Annotated in this window: 17 protein-coding genes and 1 pseudogene; 8 read left to right on the top strand and 10 right to left on the bottom strand. The window is 75.0% G+C overall.

What is annotated here, in order from left to right; all coding sequences use genetic code 11:
* Positions 1 to 15: 15 nt before the first annotated feature.
* Positions 16 to 1,929 carry a cation-translocating P-type ATPase gene (locus tag Q0195_RS11620; RefSeq protein ID WP_299278644.1) on the bottom strand — a complete coding sequence of 638 codons (1,914 nt, stop codon included), beginning with the start codon at positions 1,927 to 1,929 and terminating at the stop codon, positions 16 to 18.
* A gap of 291 nt (positions 1,930 to 2,220) precedes the next feature.
* Here Q0195_RS11620 and Q0195_RS11615 point away from each other — a divergent pair, with 291 nt between their 5' ends.
* Positions 2,221 to 3,051 carry a hypothetical protein gene (locus Q0195_RS11615; protein ID WP_366518102.1) on the top strand — a complete coding sequence of 277 codons (831 nt, stop codon included), beginning with the start codon at positions 2,221 to 2,223 and terminating at the stop codon, positions 3,049 to 3,051.
* A 31-nt stretch (positions 3,052 to 3,082) separates the two neighbouring features.
* Entirely contained in the window at positions 3,083 to 3,532 is a 450-nt protein-coding gene (locus Q0195_RS11610; RefSeq protein ID WP_299278639.1) for an NUDIX hydrolase, read from the top strand.
* A gap of 206 nt (positions 3,533 to 3,738) precedes the next feature.
* Here Q0195_RS11610 and Q0195_RS11605 read toward each other — a convergent pair whose 3' ends face one another.
* Complete coding sequence (locus tag Q0195_RS11605; protein WP_299278636.1) at positions 3,739 to 3,852, bottom strand: excalibur calcium-binding domain-containing protein; 114 nt, start codon at positions 3,850 to 3,852, stop codon at positions 3,739 to 3,741.
* Between the two features lie 137 nt (positions 3,853 to 3,989).
* Between Q0195_RS11605 and Q0195_RS11600 the strand changes: the two genes are divergently transcribed.
* Positions 3,990 to 4,523, top strand: coding sequence for an acyl-CoA thioesterase (locus tag Q0195_RS11600; protein ID WP_299278633.1), 534 nt, complete (start codon positions 3,990 to 3,992; stop codon positions 4,521 to 4,523).
* A gap of 237 nt (positions 4,524 to 4,760) precedes the next feature.
* Positions 4,761 to 6,902 (top strand): DEAD/DEAH box helicase, encoded by a 2,142-nt coding sequence (locus Q0195_RS11595; RefSeq protein ID WP_299278631.1) that lies wholly within the window; start codon positions 4,761 to 4,763, stop codon positions 6,900 to 6,902.
* Positions 6,903 to 6,950: 48 nt separating this feature from the next.
* On the opposite strand, the gene Q0195_RS11590 is transcribed toward Q0195_RS11595, so the two are convergent.
* Positions 6,951 to 7,820 carry a universal stress protein gene (locus Q0195_RS11590; protein WP_299278628.1) on the bottom strand — a complete coding sequence of 290 codons (870 nt, stop codon included), beginning with the start codon at positions 7,818 to 7,820 and terminating at the stop codon, positions 6,951 to 6,953.
* A 147-nt stretch (positions 7,821 to 7,967) separates the two neighbouring features.
* Here Q0195_RS11590 and Q0195_RS11585 point away from each other — a divergent pair, with 147 nt between their 5' ends.
* A complete protein-coding gene (locus tag Q0195_RS11585) occupies positions 7,968 to 8,867 on the top strand; it encodes a universal stress protein (RefSeq protein WP_299278626.1) in 900 nt (299 codons plus the stop codon).
* 14 nt (positions 8,868 to 8,881) lie between these two features.
* Here the strand turns inward: Q0195_RS11585 and Q0195_RS11580 are convergent, their stop codons facing one another.
* Complete coding sequence (locus Q0195_RS11580; RefSeq protein WP_299278623.1) at positions 8,882 to 9,145, bottom strand: hypothetical protein; 264 nt, start codon at positions 9,143 to 9,145, stop codon at positions 8,882 to 8,884.
* 192 nt (positions 9,146 to 9,337) lie between these two features.
* Between Q0195_RS11580 and dinB the strand changes: the two genes are divergently transcribed.
* Positions 9,338 to 10,591 (top strand): DNA polymerase IV, encoded by a 1,254-nt coding sequence (dinB, locus tag Q0195_RS11575; RefSeq protein WP_299278620.1) that lies wholly within the window; start codon positions 9,338 to 9,340, stop codon positions 10,589 to 10,591.
* 69 nt (positions 10,592 to 10,660) lie between these two features.
* Positions 10,661 to 11,356, top strand: a complete 696-nt coding sequence (locus tag Q0195_RS11570) for a type 1 glutamine amidotransferase (RefSeq protein ID WP_299278617.1) — start codon at positions 10,661 to 10,663, stop codon at positions 11,354 to 11,356.
* 103 nt (positions 11,357 to 11,459) lie between these two features.
* Here Q0195_RS11570 and Q0195_RS11565 read toward each other — a convergent pair whose 3' ends face one another.
* From Q0195_RS11565 to Q0195_RS15795, 5 genes and pseudogenes are all read right to left on the bottom strand, one after another.
* On the bottom strand, positions 11,460 to 12,401 hold the full coding sequence (locus tag Q0195_RS11565) for an NAD(P)-dependent oxidoreductase (protein WP_299278614.1): 942 nt from the start codon (positions 12,399 to 12,401) through the stop codon (positions 11,460 to 11,462).
* Positions 12,402 to 12,576: 175 nt separating this feature from the next.
* Positions 12,577 to 13,377, bottom strand: a complete 801-nt coding sequence (locus Q0195_RS11560) for an alpha/beta hydrolase (RefSeq protein ID WP_299278611.1) — start codon at positions 13,375 to 13,377, stop codon at positions 12,577 to 12,579.
* An 81-nt stretch (positions 13,378 to 13,458) separates the two neighbouring features.
* A complete protein-coding gene (locus Q0195_RS11555) occupies positions 13,459 to 15,084 on the bottom strand; it encodes a helix-turn-helix transcriptional regulator (RefSeq protein WP_299278609.1) in 1,626 nt (541 codons plus the stop codon).
* 22 nt (positions 15,085 to 15,106) lie between these two features.
* Positions 15,107 to 15,271 (bottom strand): hypothetical protein, encoded by a 165-nt coding sequence (locus Q0195_RS11550; protein ID WP_299278606.1) that lies wholly within the window; start codon positions 15,269 to 15,271, stop codon positions 15,107 to 15,109.
* A gap of 436 nt (positions 15,272 to 15,707) precedes the next feature.
* A pseudogene (locus Q0195_RS15795) lies at positions 15,708 to 16,214 on the bottom strand (NAD(P)/FAD-dependent oxidoreductase); the annotation flags it as partial.
* Between the two features lie 381 nt (positions 16,215 to 16,595).
* Here Q0195_RS15795 and Q0195_RS11540 point away from each other — a divergent pair.
* Positions 16,596 to 17,144, top strand: a complete 549-nt coding sequence (locus tag Q0195_RS11540) for a hypothetical protein (protein WP_299278603.1) — start codon at positions 16,596 to 16,598, stop codon at positions 17,142 to 17,144.
* A gap of 4 nt (positions 17,145 to 17,148) precedes the next feature.
* On the opposite strand, the gene Q0195_RS11535 is transcribed toward Q0195_RS11540, so the two are convergent.
* The gene (locus Q0195_RS11535) at positions 17,149 to 17,991 is read right to left on the bottom strand and encodes a TIGR03620 family F420-dependent LLM class oxidoreductase (protein WP_299278600.1); all 843 of its coding nucleotides are present in this window, start codon (positions 17,989 to 17,991) and stop codon (positions 17,149 to 17,151) included.
* Positions 17,992 to 18,030 lie beyond the last annotated feature (39 nt).

Genomic DNA, 18,030 nt, shown 5'->3' with positions numbered 1-18,030 from the left:
TGGCCCTCCCTTTGCTCATACCTGGGTCACCGAGCGTTCGCGCACGCGCGGTGCTCGCCGGGCCGGCACCGACCCGTCCCTGGCAGTGTGGCGGCGCAGCAGCCGCATCGCGTTGAGAATGACGACGAGCACCGAGACCTCGTGCACGAGCATCCCGGCGGCCATCGTCACCCCGCCGGCGAGCACCCCGGCGAGCAGGACGCCGACGGTGGAGAGGGCGACGGCGATGTTCTGCCGCATCACCCGCACGGTGCGTCGGGCGAGGGACAGCGCCTGCGGCAGCCGGAGGAGGTCGTCCTGCATGAGGGCGATGTCGGCGGTCTCGATCGCCACCCCGGTGCCGGCGGCGCCCATCGCCACGCCGATGTCGGCGGTCGCCAGGGCGGGGGCGTCGTTGACGCCGTCGCCGACCATGGCCACGGTGTGGCCCGCACGCTGCAGCTCGGTGACGGCCGCGAGCTTGTCCTCGGGCAGCAGTCCGGCACGGACCTCGTCGACCCCGACCTGCGCGGCCACCGCGCGCGCCACGCGCTCGGTGTCGCCGGTGAGCATGACGGTGCGCACCCCGGCGTCGTGCAGCCGGCGCACCATCTCCGGTGCGTCGGGGCGGAGCCGGTCGGCAACGGCCAGCACCCCGACGACCCGACCGTCGAGGGCGACCGCCATCGGCGTGCGCCCCGCCGCGGCGAGCTCGTCGAGGACGGGGGCCGCGGCGTCGCCGGCGATACCCTCGGCGGTGAGCAGCGCGAGGTTGCCGACCACCACGCGCCGGCCCTCCAGGGTTGCCGCCACGCCCTTGCCGGGGACCGGTTCGGTCGCCTCGGGCAGCCCGGCGACGGGCAGTCCTTCCGCCGCCGCGGCAGCGATGACCGGTGGCGCGAGAGGGTGCTCGGAGCCGGCCTCGGCGCGCGCCGCCCAGCCGAGGACGTCGGCACGGTCGAGGGTGCCGTCGAGGACGACGACGTCGGTCAGCCGCGGTCGGCCCTCGGTCAGCGTGCCGGTCTTGTCCAGCGCGACCGCCGAGACCCGCGCCGAGGTCTCGAGGTACTCCCCGCCCTTGACGAGGACGCCGTCGCGTGCACCGCGCCCGATCCCGGCGACGACGGCCACCGGGATGGAGATGACCAGCGCCCCCGGGCATCCGATGACCAGCAGCGTCAGGGCGAGCACGACGTCGCCGGTGGCCAGGCCGAGGAGGAGCGCGAGGGCGATGATCGCCGGGGTGTACCACGCCGAGAACCGGTCCATGAAGGCCTGGGTACGCGCCTTGGCGTCCTGGGCCTCCTCCACCCGGTGGATGATCCGGGCCAGGGTGGTGTCGGCGCCGACACCGGTCGCCTCCACCTGGAGGAACCCGCCGCGCGAGACGGTCCCGGCGAAGACGCGGTCCCCGGCCACCTTCTCCACCGGGAGCGACTCACCGGTGATGGAGGCCTCGTCCAGGGCCCCCGTGCCACCGACGACGACCCCGTCGACGGGCACCCGGGCACCGTTCTTGACGAGCACGGTCTCACCCGGTGCGACGGCGGCGGCCGGCACCTCGACCTGCTCCCCGTCGCGCAGCACGACGGCGACGTCGGGCGCCACCGCGACGAGCTCGGCCAGCGCCGAGCGCGTCCGGCTCAGCGTGGCGTCCTCCAGCGCGTGCCCGACCGCGAAGAGGAAGGTCACCGCGGCGGCCTCCCAGTACTCCCCGACGAGAACCGCCCCGACCGCAGCGACCGACACGAGCAGGTCGATGCCCACCACCCGCGCCAGGAGCGCGCGCACCGCCGTGACGAGGATGCGCCACCCGGCGGCGAGGGCCGCCGCGACCATGAGCACGTCCGCCCACGGCCCGGCCCCGATGAGGAGCGAGGCGACGATCATCAGCCCGCTGACCGTGGGCACCGCCCACCGGCTGCGCAGCCACCGCTGGAACCGACTCACCTGTCCACCTCCGTGCGTCCGGCCCGGGAGGGCCACTGCCGGCGACGCTAGGCAGGGCGTGGCGGCCGGACCATGACGTGCGTCAATCAGCCGCACCCGGCGGCAGGTGGCCGCAGGCCGCGGCGCGCAGGCACCCGGTGCGGACCCGCTCCGGCCGCCGCGGGCCGACTGGCCGTAGGCTGTGGCCGGGCTTCCTGCCCGTCCCCGATCCGTCGAAGTGGGTGAGGTATGGCCGCGCAGGCGAAGAACGGCAGAGGCAGACAGCTGGCCTGGAGGGTGCCGGCTGCGCTCGTGGCACTGGTCGTCGTCGTGCTCCTGGCCCGGTGGCTGCGCGAGGTGCCGGCGGTGACGGACTTCGTCACGCGCTACCCGGGGGTCAGCGAGCTGCCCGCCGCCGCACCCGTCGGGATGCCCGCCTGGCTGGCCTGGCAGCACTTCCTCAACGCCTTCTTCCTCGTGTTCATCGTCCGCAGCGGCTGGCTGGTGCGGACCACCGCGCGGCCGCGCGGCCACTGGCAGCCCCGCCGCGGAGGGCCGCGGATCAGCCTCAACCTGTGGCTCCACCTGGCCGTCGACCTCCTGTGGGTGCTCAACGGCGCCGTCTTCCTCGTCCTGCTCGTCGTCACCGGACGGTGGGCGTGGCTCGTGCCGACGAACTGGGACGTGGTCCCGAACGCGCTGTCCGTGGCCCTGCAGTACGCCTCGCTCGACTGGCCCGCACACAGCAGCTGGCTCGGGTACAACGCCCTGCAGCAGCTGGCCTACTTCGCCACGGTGTTCGTCGCCGCACCGCTCGCCCTCGTCACCGGGCTGCGCATGTCCCCGGTGTGGCCGCAGAGCCCGCGCGGCCTGAGCCGTGCCGTCCCGATGGGCTTCGCCCGGGCGCTGCACTTCCCGCTCATGGTCTACTTCGTCGGCTTCACGGTGGTGCACGTCACGCTCGTGCTCGCCACGGACGCGGTCGCCAACCTCAACCACATGTTCGCCGCGCGCGAGGACGGCGGCTGGCTGGGCCTGGTGTTCTTCGCCGTCGCGCTCGTCCTCATGGTGGTGGCCTGGGTGGTCGCCCGGCCGGTGTTCGTCCAGCCGGTCGCGGCACTCACCGGCAAGGTCACCCGGTAGCGCCCCTTGCCGAGCGGCTCACACTGGTGGGATGAGCCACGACGCGGCGGTGCCCCGCCGGCTGGCGGCGCACGCCGTCGTGCGGGACGGCGCCGGGCGGGTCCTGCTCGTCGAGCCCACCTACGGGCTGACGTGGCTGCTACCCGGTGGCGCCGTCGAGCGTGACGAGCCGCCCCGCTCAGCGTGCGCCCGGGAGATCCGCGAGGAGCTCGGCGTCGACCTCCCGGTCGGCCGGCTTCTCCTCCTCGAGTGGGTCGGACCCCGGCCGGGCCTCACCGAGGGCCTCATGCTCGTGTACGACGGCGGGACCCTCACCACCGAGCCCCGTCTGCCGCCGGCCGAGCTCTCCGCCCACCGGTGGGTGGCTCCGGGGCAGGTGGGCCGATACGTCGACGCCGAGCTCGACCGGCGCGTCACGGCGGCCCTCGTCGCGCTGCGCGCCGGCACGGTCGCCGAGCTGGAGGACGGGCTGCCCCGCTGACCTGGGGCGGGGGAGTGCCCGACGGCCCGGCGAGGGGCCCGTCGTGCCGGTGTGCGGCGTGCCGGCGGACCCGGCGCGGCGGAGCGGGAATAGTGCGCGCCGTGCTCGGTTGTACCTGGTGACCGGCCCGGTTTCCAGGCCCCCGGGCTCCACCTACTGCCGCTACGAGCGGCCACTCGCCGTGAGGCGGCTGGCCGGGCCGGTCCTCAGGTCTCCTGACCGCCCTCCTCGCAGCCGATGCCGTCGCGGTCGAGGGGCGTGCCGTAGCCGGGCGCCCCGACGTGCACGCCGCGCCGCACCTGCCGCGCGGGCGGCCGCACAGTTCTTGTCGTGGACGCTGCCCCCGCCGGGTGAGCGGGCAGGCCGCGCCGCCGACCGCGCCGTCGCCACCGTCCCCGACACCGTCGGCCCGCTCGTCGACGCCCCCGCCCCTCCACCCGCCGTGTAGCGTGCGGGCGTGGCCCGACTTCTCCACCTGCTGCTGGCGACGGCGAAGCCGCGTCCGGCGGTCCCGGGGCGTCACCCGCTCGAGCCCTCGGTGACGACGCTGCGGGTGCTGCCCACGGACCTGGACCTGTACCTCCACGTCAACAACGGCACGTACCTGCAGATGATGGACGTGGCCCGCACCAACTACATCGCCGACCTCGGTGGCTTCCCCCTCCTCCGGGAGGCGGGCTGGTACCCGGTCGTCGCGGCGTCGACGATGACCTACCGGCGCTCCCTCGCCCTCGGCCAGCGGGTGGAGATCACCACGCGGGTGCTCGGCTGGGACGAGCGGGTGGTCTACCTCGAGCAGGTCTTCACCCGCCGCGGCGAGCGCTGCGCCCGCGGGATCGTGGCCGGCCGTTTCCTCACCCGGGGCACCGGCGAACGGGTCCCGGCGCCGCGGGTGGTCGAGCTGCTCGCCGGGGAGGCGCTCGCGTCCCCCCAGGTGCCCGCGGACGTGCTCGCCTGGGCCCGCGCCCTCGACGTCGCCCACCGCGGCTGAGCACGGGAGGCGACCGACCCGGACAGTGACGACGCCCACGGAGAACTGCGGCGCGTCCCGCCGTCGGCCGGGGTAAGGTTGGCTCTGTCGCGGTGGTCACCCGACCGGGCTGCACCGGTCGCCGTCCGCCCAGCTCGCGTCATCGGCGCATCTCCCGGGCCGACGTTCTCGTCCGCCTGATGGGTCGTGCGAGCTGCCCCCACCGCGGCGAATGTCGTCACCCCGGAGGAGACATCGGTGGCTCGAGGAGCCCAGCGCCAGTCCAGCGCACGTCGCGGCGCGCCGCGCAACCAGCGACGCACCCGTCATCGCGACAACACCGGCATCATCCCGGTGCTCGCCCAGGCGGTGCGTGAGGTCGAGGGCGTGGTCAAGCGAGGCCGGACCCGCCCGTCGACGCGGCACAAGTTCCAGGCGATCGCCCTGCTCGTGCGTGAGGAGCGGGCCCGGCTCAAGGCCGACACCACGCTCAGCGAGTCACGGCGCGGGGAGGAGCTCAAGCGCCTCGAGGGCGTCGCGACCATACTCGCGGTCACCGCGGCACGCGACTCCTCCCTCCTCGCCCTGCTCGCCGACGACGCCGTCGTCGCCCCGGAGGCCCGCGAGCTGCGTCGGGAGATGCTCACCGACGCCGGCATCGACGTCTCCGACGAGCCCGAGCCGGAGCCCGAGCCGGACGACTCCCCGATCGTCGAGGAGCGGCAGGTCGTGCCCCAGGCCGTCATCGCCCGGCAGCGCTCCAACCCCTTCCTCGAGCCGGACTACTCCGCCGCCCGCAAGCCCTCGCCCAAGCCGCGCCGGCTGGCCGGCTGGGAGCTCATCGAGCCGCTGCTGCGCGCCTTCGAGTACGGCGGGGAGTCGGCGTGCATGACGCTGCCCGAGGACCCGTTCGTGCGCGTCCCGGACGGCCTGGAGCTCATGCCGCACCAGGCGCAGGTCGTCGCGGCCGCCGCCGAGGGGCACCGTACGTTCCTCCTGGCCGACGAGCCGGGCCTGGGCAAGACGGCGCAGGCGCTGCTCGCCGCCCAGGCGGCCGACGCCTACCCGCTGCTCGTCGTCGTGCCCAACGTCGTCAAGACGAACTGGGCCCGGGAGGCGGCGCTGTGGACGCCCGGGCACCGGGCCACCGTCATCCACGGTGACGGCGAGGACATCGACGCCTTCGCCGACATCTTCATCGTCAACTACGCGATCCTCGACCGGCACGTGGGCTGGCTGGGCAGCCTCGGGCTGAACCTCCAGGGGATGGTCGTCGACGAGGCGCACTTCATCAAGAACAAGAAGTCCCAGCGCTCCCAGCACGTGCTCCACCTGTCCGAGCGGATCCGCTCGCGCAACGGCGACCCGCTCCTCATGGCCCTGACCGGGACCCCGCTCATCAACGACATCGACGACTTCCGCGCGATCTGGCAGTTCCTCGGCTGGATCGACGAGGAGAAGCCGCTCGGCGAGCTCATGCAGGCACTGGAGGACACCGGCCTGACCCCGGCCGACCGCGGCTTCTACCCGGCGGCCCGCAACGCCGTCATCGAGCGCGGCATCGTCCGGCGCCGCAAGATCGACGTCGCCGCCGACCTGCCCGCCCGCCGCATCGCCGACGTCTTCGTCGAGCTCGACGACGCCGACAGCCGCTCCGTCCGTGCCGCCGAGGAGGCCCTCGCCCGCCGCCTCGTCACCCGCTACGAGCGCGCGCTGGAGACCAAGTACGGCGAGGAGGTCGTCCACGGCATCGACCACGACCTCGTCCGGCAGGTCGCCACGTGGGAGACCACCCGCAAGTCCCCGACCAAGTCGGAGGACAACGTCTTCGCGCTCATGCGCAAGCTGGGCCGGGCCAAGGGCGGGGCCGCCGCCGACTACGCCGCCCAGCTCGCCCGCAACGTCGGCAAGGTGGTCTTCTTCGCCAAGCACATCGACGTCATGGACTCCGCCGAAGCCGCCTTCGCCGAGCGCGGCATGCGTTACGCCTCGATCCGCGGCGACCAGACCTCCGCGGTGCGCCAGCGCAACATCGACGCCTTCACCAACGACCCCGAGGTGGCCGTCGCGGTCTGCTCGCTCACCGCGGCCGGGGTGGGGGTCAACCTGCAGGTGGCGTCCAACCTCGTCCTCGCCGAGCTGTCCTGGACGGACGCCGAGCAGACCCAGGCCATCGACCGGGTGCACCGCATCGGGCAGGACGAGCCGGTGACGGCCTGGCGGATCATCGCCGCCCAGACCCTCGACACCCGGATCGCCGAGCTCATCGGCAGCAAGGCCGGCCTCGCCGCCCGCGCGCTCGACGGCTCGGACGAGGAGGTCGTCACCGACGTCCAGGTGGAGATGCTCGTCGCGCTGCTCACCGATGCGCTGACCGCCAGGCAGCCTGCCGCGGCCTGAGCCGTCCGGCGGCGGGGGACCGCGGTCGCGCCCCGCGGCGGGCGGGCCTCAGGCCTCCGTGTCCCCGGACTGCTCGGGTGCCAGGTGGACGATCGCCACCACCGGTGACTCGTGCAGCACGCCCCGGGCGACGGAGCCCAACCGCAGACCGCTCAGCCCGCGGCGGCCCCGGCTGCCGACGACGAGGAGGCAGGCGTCGGCGCTCTCCTCGGTGAGCGCCTCCACCGGGTGGTCGTGGACCTCCTTCGTCTCGACCGGGACGTCGGGCCGGCGGGCCCGCCACTCCTGCGCGAGTCGGGTGAGCTGGGCCGACTCCTGCTCCGAGATGCCGGCGAGCAGGCGGTCCACCCGCGGGTCCTCCAGGCCTGCCGGGCGCGGCACCTCGGCGTGGACGAGGCGCACGGGGACGCGCCGCCGTGCCGCCTGCGCGAAGGCGAACTCCAGCATCCCCGGGGTGACCTCGGCCGGGTCGACCCCGGCCACGACCGGCCCCTCGGGTATCGCCGCGGCGTCGCGGACGACGACGATGACCCCCTGGCCGTGCGCCGCGACCTTCTGCGACACCGAGCCGAGCAGCCGTCCGGCGATCCGGCCCAGCCCGCGGGCCCCGACGACGAGCACCCGCGCGGTCGCCGACGCCCGGACGAGCGCCGTGGCGGGGTCGGAGACGACGGTCTGCGTCGTCACCTCCAGCTCCGGCTGCCGGGCCAGCGCCCGCTGCCGCGCCCGCCCGGTGATCTCGGTGCCCAGCTCCTCGAGCTGCACGGCCGGGAACCCGTCGGGGAGGATCGGGAAGGAGTACAGGATGTGCAGGCCGGTGCCCTGACCGACGGCCTCGTCGGCTGCCCACTCCACGGCGCGGGCGTCCTTGTCCGACCCGTCGACACCGACGACGACCACATCGTGCGGTTGATCCACCATGGCAACCTCCGAGTCACGTGACGTGTGGGGGTACGGGGCCCCCTCCCTCAAGCCTGGCCCGGTCGCGTGTCGAACGGAAGGGGCCGATGGTCCCGTGACCCGCGGCCCGCGCAGTGGTACCACTGGGGGTAGGAGGGGAGCACCATGACCACGAACCCGCCCAGCCGCCCGATCCTCGTCGCCGTCGACGGGTCGTCGCTGTCCTACGCGGCGCTCCGCTGGGCGGCGGCCACGGCCCGGCACAGCGGCGCACCGCTGCACATCGTCCACGTCTTCGTCTACCTGCCGCCGGTGAGCGGCATGGCGGTCTTCGACCCGACGGACCCGCACGAGCTCGGCGGCCGTGTCGTCGACGAGGCGGCCGACATCGTCCGCGCCGAGCACCCCGACCTCGCCGTGACGACCGAGGTGCGGGTCGGTCGTGCCGCACCCGACCTCGTCGCGATGTCCCGGGAGGCCGCCATGGTGGTCCTCGGCGCACGCGGGCACGGCCGGGTCGCCGGGATCTTCCTGGGCTCGGTCTCCCAGCAGGTGGCGATGCACGCCGCGTGCCCGGTGGTGGTCGTGCGCGGAGGTGGGAGCACCGTCGCCGACGCGCCGGTCGTCGTGGGCCTGGACGGCTCGCCCGAGGCCGAGGGCGCCTTCCGGTTCGCGCTGGAGCGCGCGGCGGCCGGCAACAGCCCGGTGCGGGTGGTGCGCGCCGAGTACGTCGAGGCGCCCCCGGGCGCGCCGCCCGGGCCGTGGTACGCCGACCTCGTCGAGCGGGTCGTCGAGCTCACCGGGCAGGTCCGCGCGACGGTGGAGGAGGCTCGCCGCGCCCACCCGGACCTCGACATCGAGCTGCGTGTGGTCCACGACCACCCGGTGACCGCGCTCGTCGAGTCCTCGACCGACGCCTGCCTCCTCGTCGTGGCCAGCCGCGGCCTCGGCGGCTTCGCCGGCCTGCTCCTCGGGTCGGTGAGTCAGGGGGTGCTGTCGCGGGCGCAGGTCCCGGTGGCCGTCGTCCCGGGCACGGGGCAGGACCGCACCACCGACGAGGGCTGAGCTCGGGCGGACCCTCAGCCGGGCCGCCCGGCCGTCGCGTCCCCGGGCGGTGCCCGGCCCGGCAGGTAGCCCTGGGCCAGGCCCTCGGTGAGTGCGGCGACGAGGCCCGGCACCTCCTCGGCCGCGACGCGGAACGTTCCCGCGCACACCCCACCGCGCCACAGGGACAGGACGACGACGCCGTGCTCGTGGTGCCAGGACACGCGCAGCATCCGGTCACCGCCGCGGGCGTCGGAGAAGACCTCACCTCGGGCGGGCAGCGCGACGATGCGTCCCATGGGGTCATCGTCCTCCTGATCGGACGATCCGGCCAGGGGCGGCGGCGGTCCTGTCGCCGTGGGTGGTGCCCACCCCGCCGGCCGGTGCGTGCGTGCCGGTGACGCCCGAGACGGTGGCCGACGTCCGCGCCTGGGTGGCGGAGCACCCACGACGGGGCTGTGCTCGAACATGTGTACGAGTATGCTGGTGGGGTGTCCACCGGGCCGTCGATCCTGCACGCCGACCTCGACGCGTTCTACGCCTCGGTCGAGCAGCTCCTGGAGCCTGCGTTGCGGGGCCGTCCGGTGGCGGTGGGGGGCAGCGCCCGCGGCGGCGTCGTGCTCGCCGCCTCCTACGAGGCCAAGGTCCACGGCGTCGCCGGCGGTATGCCCGGCTGGCGGGCGGCGCAACTGTGCCCCGGGTTGACCTTCGTGCGCGGCAGCTTCCACCGCTACCAGGCGATCGCCGACGAGGTCATGCAGATCCTGGGTGACGTCACCCCGCTCGTCCAGCGCATCTCGATCGACGAGGCCTTCCTCGACGTTGCGGGCTCCACCCACCTCTTCGGCCCACCCGCCGCCATCGGCACGCTCATCCGCGACCGTGTGCGCGCCGAGGTCGGCCTGCCGATCTCCGTGGGCGCCGCCCGCACCAAGCACCTGGCGAAGGTCGCCTCGCAGGTGGCCAAGCCGGACGGGCTCGTCGTCGTCGAGCCCGAGGCGGAGCGCGACTTCCTCGACCCGCTGCCGGTGGGCCTGCTGTGGGGTGTCGGCTCGGTCACCGAGCGGCGCCTTGCCGAGCGCGGCATCCACACCGTGGGTGACCTCGCCCGGACCGAACGCTCGGCGATGGAGCGCTACCTCGGCCGGGCCACCGGTGGCACGCTGCACGCCCTGGCGCACAACGAGGACCCGCGGCGGGTGGTCACCTCCACCCGCGCTCGTTCCGTCGGGGCCCAGTCGGCCCTGGGCCGGCGCCGGGCCACGCCGGAGCTCGTCCGCGAGGTGCTCAGCCACCTCGCCGAGCGGGTGGCCGGCCGACTGCGGGCCAAGGGCAGGGCCGGGCGCACGGTCACCGTGCGGGTCCGGTTCCCCGCCATGCGCTCGGTGACCCGCTCCCACACGCTGGGCGCGCCGGTGTCCGCCACGCTCACGATCACGGAGGTCGCCGAGCGGCTCGCCTGGCAGGCGCTCCACGACGAGGGGGAGCGGGAGGTCACGCTCCTCGGCATCTCCGTCTCCAACCTGGCCCGGCAGGAGGTCATCCAGCTCGAGCTCCCGCTGCCTCCGCCCGACCCGTGGCGCCCGGGCTCGCCCACCGGCGCCGCACGGTGGGCGGTGGACCGCTCGGTGGACGCGGTGCGCGACCGCTTCGGCCGGTCCGCCGTGGGGTACCTGCCGGCCGCGCTCGGCCGCGGCGCAGGGGTGCCCGAGGAGTTCCGCGAGCTGGCCGAGCGGGAGCTGTGAACGCCCCTCCCGACCGGCGCCCGTGAGCCCGACGCGACGTCGCGGCGCCCCCACCCGTAGGGTGGGCGCGTGGCCCACGTCACCGTGCTCCAGCACGACACGGTGGCACCGCTCGACCGCTTCGCCGGCTGGCTCGAGGGTGTCGACCTCCACCTCGTGCGGCCCTTCGCGGGGGAGCCCGTGCCCACGTCGCCCGGCGTCGGGCTGCTCGTCCTCGGCGGCCGGATGAGCGCCTACGACGACGAGCGAGCGCCCTGGCTGCCCGCGACGCGGGACCTGCTGGCCGAGACCGTCGCCGCCGGCGTGCCGGTGCTCGGCATCTGCCTGGGGCACCAGCTGCTCGCCGCGGCGACCGGCGGGGAGGTGACCGTGGCGGCCCCCGCCGGTCGGGAGGCCGGTGTCGTCGAGGTGAGCTGGCGACCCGCAGCGGCCGACGACCCGCTCCTCGGCCCGGCCGTCGCCGGCGCCACGTGCAGCTACCAGTACGCCATGCACGAGGACGCCGTCACGCGCCTGCCGCCCGGGGCGGTCCACCTGGCCGCCTCCGCCCGGTACCCGGTGCAGGCGATGCGGGTGGGCTCGGCGCTCGGCGTCCAGTTCCATCCCGAGGCGTCGCCCGCACGGGTGGGGCGGTACGCCGAGCGCAAGGGCATCGTCGACGCCCCCGCGGTACGCGCCGCCGTGGCAGGCACCCACGACGATGCCGTCGCCCGCGTCGGGCGGGCGATCGCCCGGTCCTTCGCGGCCGCCGTCCGGGGCGGGTAGCGGGCGACCGTCGCGGTCCTGCACGTCCGGTGAACGGGAGCGCGGCGACCCGTCGGTCTTCGACCGCCGGCGGTGGCCGCTGCCGGGACCCGCGGTCGAGGGCTCAGTACCCCCGGTCGAGGGCGACGGTGAGCGGGGGACGCTGCCCGGTGGCGAACGCCCGGTACGCCTCGACGATCGCCTCGACGACGTCCTCCGGCTCGGTCGGGCCCGAGACGTGCGGGGTGACGGTGACCCGGGGGTGGGTCCACCGCCAGTCCGTGGCCGGCAGCGGCTCGGTCTCGAACACGTCGAGCACCGCACGCCGCACCCGGCCCGAGTCGAGCGCGCTGCGCAGGTCCGCCGCCACCAGCGTGGCGCCGCGGCCGACGTTGACGACGACGGCGCCGTCCAGGTGGTCCAGCAGCGTCGCGTCCACCAGGTCGCGGGTCGCGTCCGTGAGCGGCAGGGCGTTGACCAGCGCGTCGCACGTCGCCAGCTGCGGGCCGGCCTCGGTGAGGGCGACGACCTCGGGGAACCCCTCTGCCGGGGTCCCGCGGGTGTTGGCCCCGACCACCCGGTAGCCGGCCCCGCGCAGCGCCCGGGCCACACCGGCGCCGATCTGCCCGGTGCCGAGCACGACGACCGTGCGCCGCGGCACCCGGGCGGGGGTGAGGGGCTGCCACTCGGCGCGGGCCTGCTGGTCGGCGTACTCGCGCAGGTGCCAGGCGTCGGCGAGGAGATGGGCGAGGACGTAGGTGCCGATCGCGTCGGGCATGCTGCCCACGGTGCGGGTGAGCACGACGTCACGGCCGGCGAGCTCGGTGACGACGCGGTCGACCCCGGCCATCGGCAGGTGCACCCACCGCACGCCGGAGTCGGCGAGGTTCGGCGGCACCGTGAACCCGGTGTAGCTGTCTGCCCACGCAGCGTCCTGGGCGGACAGCGGTCCGTGCCGCACGGTCCGGGTGGCGAGCTCGGGAAGGGCGTCGGCGAGATCGGCGGCCAGGCGCGTGGCGTCGCGCCCGGCGAGCAGCATCCGGCGCGGCAGGAAGAGGTCGGGCATGGCTCGCACGCTAACAAAGCCGCGTGCCCGCCAGGCGCCCGGAGATCCACTCGGTGCGAGGGGGCCGACCGTCCTGGCGTGGCTGGGTGCTGGGCCGAGACGTCGCTGGGTGGTCTGACGCGTGGCGTTCGCCCGGGGTCCGCCGGGATCGCCCGGCGCGGGCCCGGGCCGCCGGTCAGGTCCGGCGGACCGGACGGCGGAGGAACCCGCGGATCGCCTCGGCCGCGGCCGGTGGGTCGAGCACGTGGTCCGAGCCGGTCACCGTGCGGTGCTCGGCGTCCGGGAGCACCCGGGCGAGCTCCCTGGCGGAGGCGGTGAGCAGGGGGAAGGTCGACTCCCCGGTGAGCACGAGCGTCGGGACGGCGACCGAGGCGAACGCGTCCGGGTAGGGGTAGGTCCGGGTGAGCACGGCGTCGTAGACGGTGCTCGGGGCGAGCTCCTGCATCGCCGGCCACGCCGGTGACTCCTTCATCGCCGTGACGGTCGCGTCGGGCAGTCCCACGGCGCGCCTCAGGAAGAGCTCGACGACGTCGCCGCTACGGCCCTCCGCGAGCAGGGCTGTCAGCTGCTCAGGCATGTCCGGTGGCGCGACGGGTGGGAACTGCTCGGCGGCGAACGGGGGCTCGAAGAGCACGAGCCGCTCGACCGGCAGGCCGTGCAACGTGGCGCCGAGGGCGAGCACCCCACCGGACGAGCCGCCCACCAGAATCGCCCGACCTCCGGCGACCTCGACGAGCGCGGCGAGGTCCTCGACCTCCCGCTCCACGGCTCCCCCGATGCCGGGGCTCTCGTCGCCGCTGTGCCCGCGTGAACGGCGGTCGTAGACGATGGTCGTCAGGTCACCCACGAGCTCCGCGGCGAGCCCCTGGCCACCGGTGTGGTCGCTCAGCGCACCTCCGATGATGATGGCCGGTGGACCGGCGCCGGCCCGCTCGTAGGCGATCCGGGTCCCGTCGCGTGAGGTCGTGTACTCCATCGTCGCCTCCTCGTCGGCTGCGTGGACAGACCCGAGCATGGCAGTCGGTCCGGCACCGACGCAGGTGAAATTCGTCCCTCGTCACACCAGCCCGTGGGTGAAGGCGTACGCGGCTGCTGCGGTGCGTGACCCGACGTCGAGCTTGACGAAGATGTTGGACAGGTGACGCGCGACCGTCTTCTCGCTCAGCACGAGGGCCGCGGCCACCTGGGCGTTGCTCCGCCCGGACGCGACGAGCCGGAGCACCTCCACCTCGCGCGTGGTGAGGCCGTCCGGCAGTGCCGGCGGGGCGAGCAGCCGGGAGACCTCGGCCGCCGCGGGCCGGGCTCCGAGCGCGCCGAGCGCCGCCCGGGCCGCCTCCAGCTCCCGCCGTGCCGACCCCGCGTCCCCGGCCCGGGCCAGCGCCCGCCCCGTGAGCGTCCGGGCCAGGGCGGTCTCGTACGGCGCACCGGCCCGGGTCCACAGCTGCTGCGCCTTGCGCAGATAGGGCAGCGCCCCGAGGGCGTCACCGGCGGCGAGCTCGACGGAGCCGAAGGCGTGGGCGGCCATCGCCTCCAACGACAGGCTCCCGTAACGGGTGGCCAGCTCGCCCAGCTCGCCGGCGGTGTGCCGGGCATCCTCCACCTCCCCGGCAGCGAGGAGCACCTCGACGTGCGCCGGCAGCAGCCGCAGGCGCTGGACGGGCCCGTCGGCCCCGGCGAGCAGCCGGTCGAGCGCGTGGCGGGCCGCGTCGGCCTCGCCCTGCGCGAGCCAGAGCAGCGCCAGGCCCGGCTGAGGGTCGTAACCGTGGTCTGCGGCGACCCGATAGGCCACGTCGGCGGCGCTCCACTCACCGCGCAGCCGGTGGACGTCTCCGGCCTCGGCCGCCGCGAGCCCGGCTGCGTCGGGCGTGCCCACCCGCCGGTAGCGGGCCGCGGCGTGCTCCAGCTCGGTGAGGGCCGCCGCCCAGTCCCCGCGGAGGCGGAGCAGCTGTCCGCGGTGGACGGCGCACTGGCCGGTGAACGCCAGCAGCCCGGGCTGCTCCGTACACCAGCGCCCCAGGGCGACGGTCCACTCGGCGACCCGGGTGAAGTCGCTGATCTCCTGGCAGCCCTCGATCGCGGTGCAGTAGACGTGCCCGGCGACCACCGGGGACAGCTCGCCGGTGAGCACCCGGACCATCGCCTCGTCGAGCAGCGCGAGGCCCTCGGCGGCCCGGCCGGCGTAGAGCGCCAGGCGTCCACGCGAGCACATCGCCATCGCCGTGAGGTCGGGGTCGTCGTGCAGGCGGGCGACGTCGCCCGCCTGTTCGGCCGCGGCCGCGGCGTCGGCGAAGGCACCGCCGGCCAGGGCACGGAACATCCGGAGGACGGCGACCGAGCCCAGCGCGGGCCCGTCCTCGCCGGTCTCCGTGACGAGCTGCTCGGCGCGTGCCGCCCAGCCGGCGAACTGGGCGGGCTCGCCGTGCTCGGCCGCGGCCATCGCCAGCCGGAACGCGCATCCCACCGCGCGTGCCGGGCGACCGTCGGCCAGCCGGCGTCGGAAGGCGCGGTGGAGCGCGCGGGTGGTTTCCTCGTACCTGCCGAGCAGCTCGGCGGTGGTGGCGAGGTCCTCGAGGTCGTCCGCGCAGAGCGTGTCGATGTCCGCCCTGGACCAGCCCTCGAACGCGACGTCCCAGTCGCCCCGGTCGAAGGCGGCGCGTGCCTGCTCCAGCTCGACGACGCCCATGTCGGGACCTCCGCCGTCGAGTCTACGCGCGTCGAGCGGCCACGGGCAGCCGCGCGGCCGTGCGCCTCCGGGCGGCGATCCGCCGGGCAACGTAGGCGGCGTCGCGCCCGGCCCCGGCGATGAGCATCGAGCTGAATGCGTACTGGAACGCCAGCCCGCAGAAGAAGAGTCCGGGCACGTCGGCCACGCCGCGCAGCTCGCGGGGGGTAGCCGTCGTCTCCGACGACGGGGGGGTCGATCCAGTCGAGGACCTGCCGGAACCCGGTCGCCCACACGACGTTGGCGACCTGACGCGGAGTCCCGTCGACCACCGGCAGCCCGTTGCGCACCTCCTCGACGCGGGAGGTGACGCGCTCGACGCCGCGTGCGGCGAGGTCCGCCGCCTTGACCCGCAGCGCCGGGCCGCCGTGGTGACGCACGTGCGACATCATCCGGCGCCCGAGTGGGGTGCGGCGGGTGAGCACGTGGCGCCACGCGAAGAGCAGGACCGGGAAGAGGGCGTGCATCGCGCGGGACTCGAGCCGGGGCGGGATCGCGCCGCAGTCGCGACCGGCGAGGACGGTCGGGTGGGTGGCTGCCACCTCGAAGGCGATGTCCGTCCCGGAGTGGCTCGCCCCGACGACGAGCACCGGGCCGGCGTGCAGCTGCCCGGGCCGGCGGTACTGGCTCGAGTGGAGCTGGAGGATCGCCGGGTCGAGCTGTGCGGCGACGGCCGGGACGTCGGGGGTGCGGCCGAACGTGCCCGTGGCGACGACCACGTTGTCGCAGAGGTAGCGGCCGCCGTCGGTCGTGAGGACGTAGCGGCCCCCGGCGCTGCAGAGGCGCTCCACCCGGGTGTCCAGCACGACCGGCACGTCGAACCGGCGGGCGTAGTCCTCCAGGTAGGCGGCGACGTCCTCCTTGCCCGGGAAGGTCCACCGCGGCGCGGGGAAGGGCGACCCGGGCAGGCCGTCGTACTGCGCGGGGGAGTAGAGGGCGAGGGTGTCCCACTGGCGGCGCCACTGGTCCCCGACGCGGCCGCCGGCCTCGAGGACGACGAACGGGCGGCCGCGCTTGCGCAGGTGGTACCCGGTCGCCAGCCCCGCCTGTCCGGCGCCGACGATGACGGTTTCGATGTCGGTGGTGTCCATGTACCGACGCTAGGAGCGGGTCGGGGAGCGCCGCGTCGGGCGGACCGCCCATCCTGCGCGGAGGCGGGTGTGGGTACTCCTACCCACGTGCGCCGTGCGCGCGGCGCACGTGGGTAGGAGTGGTCGTGGAGGGTGCGGATGTCGGAGTCGGTGTGCTCCCACCCGTCGTTGGCGGTCACCGGCCGGGACGAGTGGCTCACCGTGCAAGCGCAGAGCCTGCTGGCGGTCACCCACCGATCGGATGTCGTTCACTAAGGCACGGAGCTCCGACATCGCCCGCGGCGGGTTTGAGTCGACCAGGAGCAAGGCCTTTCCTGGGCCGTTCCCGGGCACGTGGCGGCATCCCTTGAAAAGCCCCTTCAAGGGGCGTGGAATGGACGGATGGACCCCGTTCCCTCGCTCGCCACGGTTCCGTCGCTCGACGACCGGCGGCTCTGGCTCGTCGTCGACGCGTCGGCGTGCGAGCTGGACGACCTCGCCCCGTGTGGCGGTGTCGAGGTCACCGTCGGTGGCGCGGTCGACTGGTCCGAGTTCGTCCGGCGGGCGGTGACCTCGAGCTGGCCCGGCATCGAGCGGCTCGGCGGCTTCCCCGGCACGGTCGCGGACGTCGTTCGCGCGAACGCCGCGGCCGACGGTCAGGTGGTGGCCGACGTCGTCGCCTCCGTCGGCACCTGGGACCGTGCCGAGGAGCGGAGCCGCACCTTCGCTTTCGTCGAGTGCGGGTTCGGGCCCCGGGCGTCACGCTTCCAGGAGCGGCTCGCCGACGGAGGGCTGCGCTACGACATCGTCGACGTCACCTTCCTCTTCGAGCAGGGCGACAAGACCGCCCCCATCCGCGACCCCGAGCTCGCCGCACTCCTCGGTGTCGAGCCGGGCGCGCGGGTGCCGCTCGTGGAGTACGCGGCGCGTCGTGGTCGGCGCAGCGCCTGAGCCGCTACAGCTCGCTCGCCAGCGCTGCCAAGGTGGGCAGCGGGTCGCGCCGCGCCGGGAGGACCTGGACGCAGACATGGTCCGCACCGGTGTCGAGGTGGCCGCGCACGGCCGCGGCCAGCGCCGCCGGACCACCGTGCGGGACGAGCGCGTCCACGGCGGCGTCCGTGGCGCCGTCGTCGAGGTCCGCCGCCGTGAACCCGTGGGACTCGAGCGTGCGCCGGTAGTTGGACAGGGAGAGGTAGCGGTCGAGGAACCGGCGCGCCGTCTCGCGGGCGGCGGCCGTGTCGGTCTCTGGCACGAGGCGCTGCTCGGGCGCGACGACGGCGTCCGGTCCGACGATGTCGCGGGCGAACCGGGTGTGCGCCGGTGTCGTGAGGTAGGGGTGCGTTCCGGCGGCTCGCTCGGCGGAGAGCCGGAGCGTGCGTGGCCCGAGGGCCGCGATGACCCGACGCTGAGCCGGGACGCCCTCCTCGTCGAGCGTGTCGAGGTAGGAGACGAGCGCGGAGTAGGGCTTCTCGTACGGGCCGTCCAGGGTCTCGCGGTGTCCGATCCCGATGCCGACCACGAGCCGGCCCGGGTGTCTCCGCTCGATGCGGTGGAAGGACGCCGCCACCTCGGCCGCCGGGGCCGTCCAGATGTTGACGATCCCAGTGGCGACCGTGACGCGTTCTGTCGCGTCGAGCAGCTCCTCCGCGATGCCGAGGTCGGCGGGCGGGGAGCCACCGATCCACACGGTCCCGTAGCCGAGCCGCTCCACGGCGCCAGCCAGCTCGGGCGTGAGATGCGCGCCGCGACGCCAGAACCCGAAGCGGCCGAACTCAGGGGTGGGGGACAAGGACGACATCGGCACTCCTGCTCAGCGAATAGGGGCTCTTCCGGATCC

The sequence above is a fragment of the uncultured Georgenia sp. genome (assembly GCF_937958535.1).
Taxonomy (GTDB): Bacteria; Actinomycetota; Actinomycetes; order Actinomycetales; family Actinomycetaceae; genus Oceanitalea.
The sequence above is the reverse complement of the archived record's forward strand: the minus strand, read 5'-3'. Positions and strand labels throughout refer to the sequence as shown.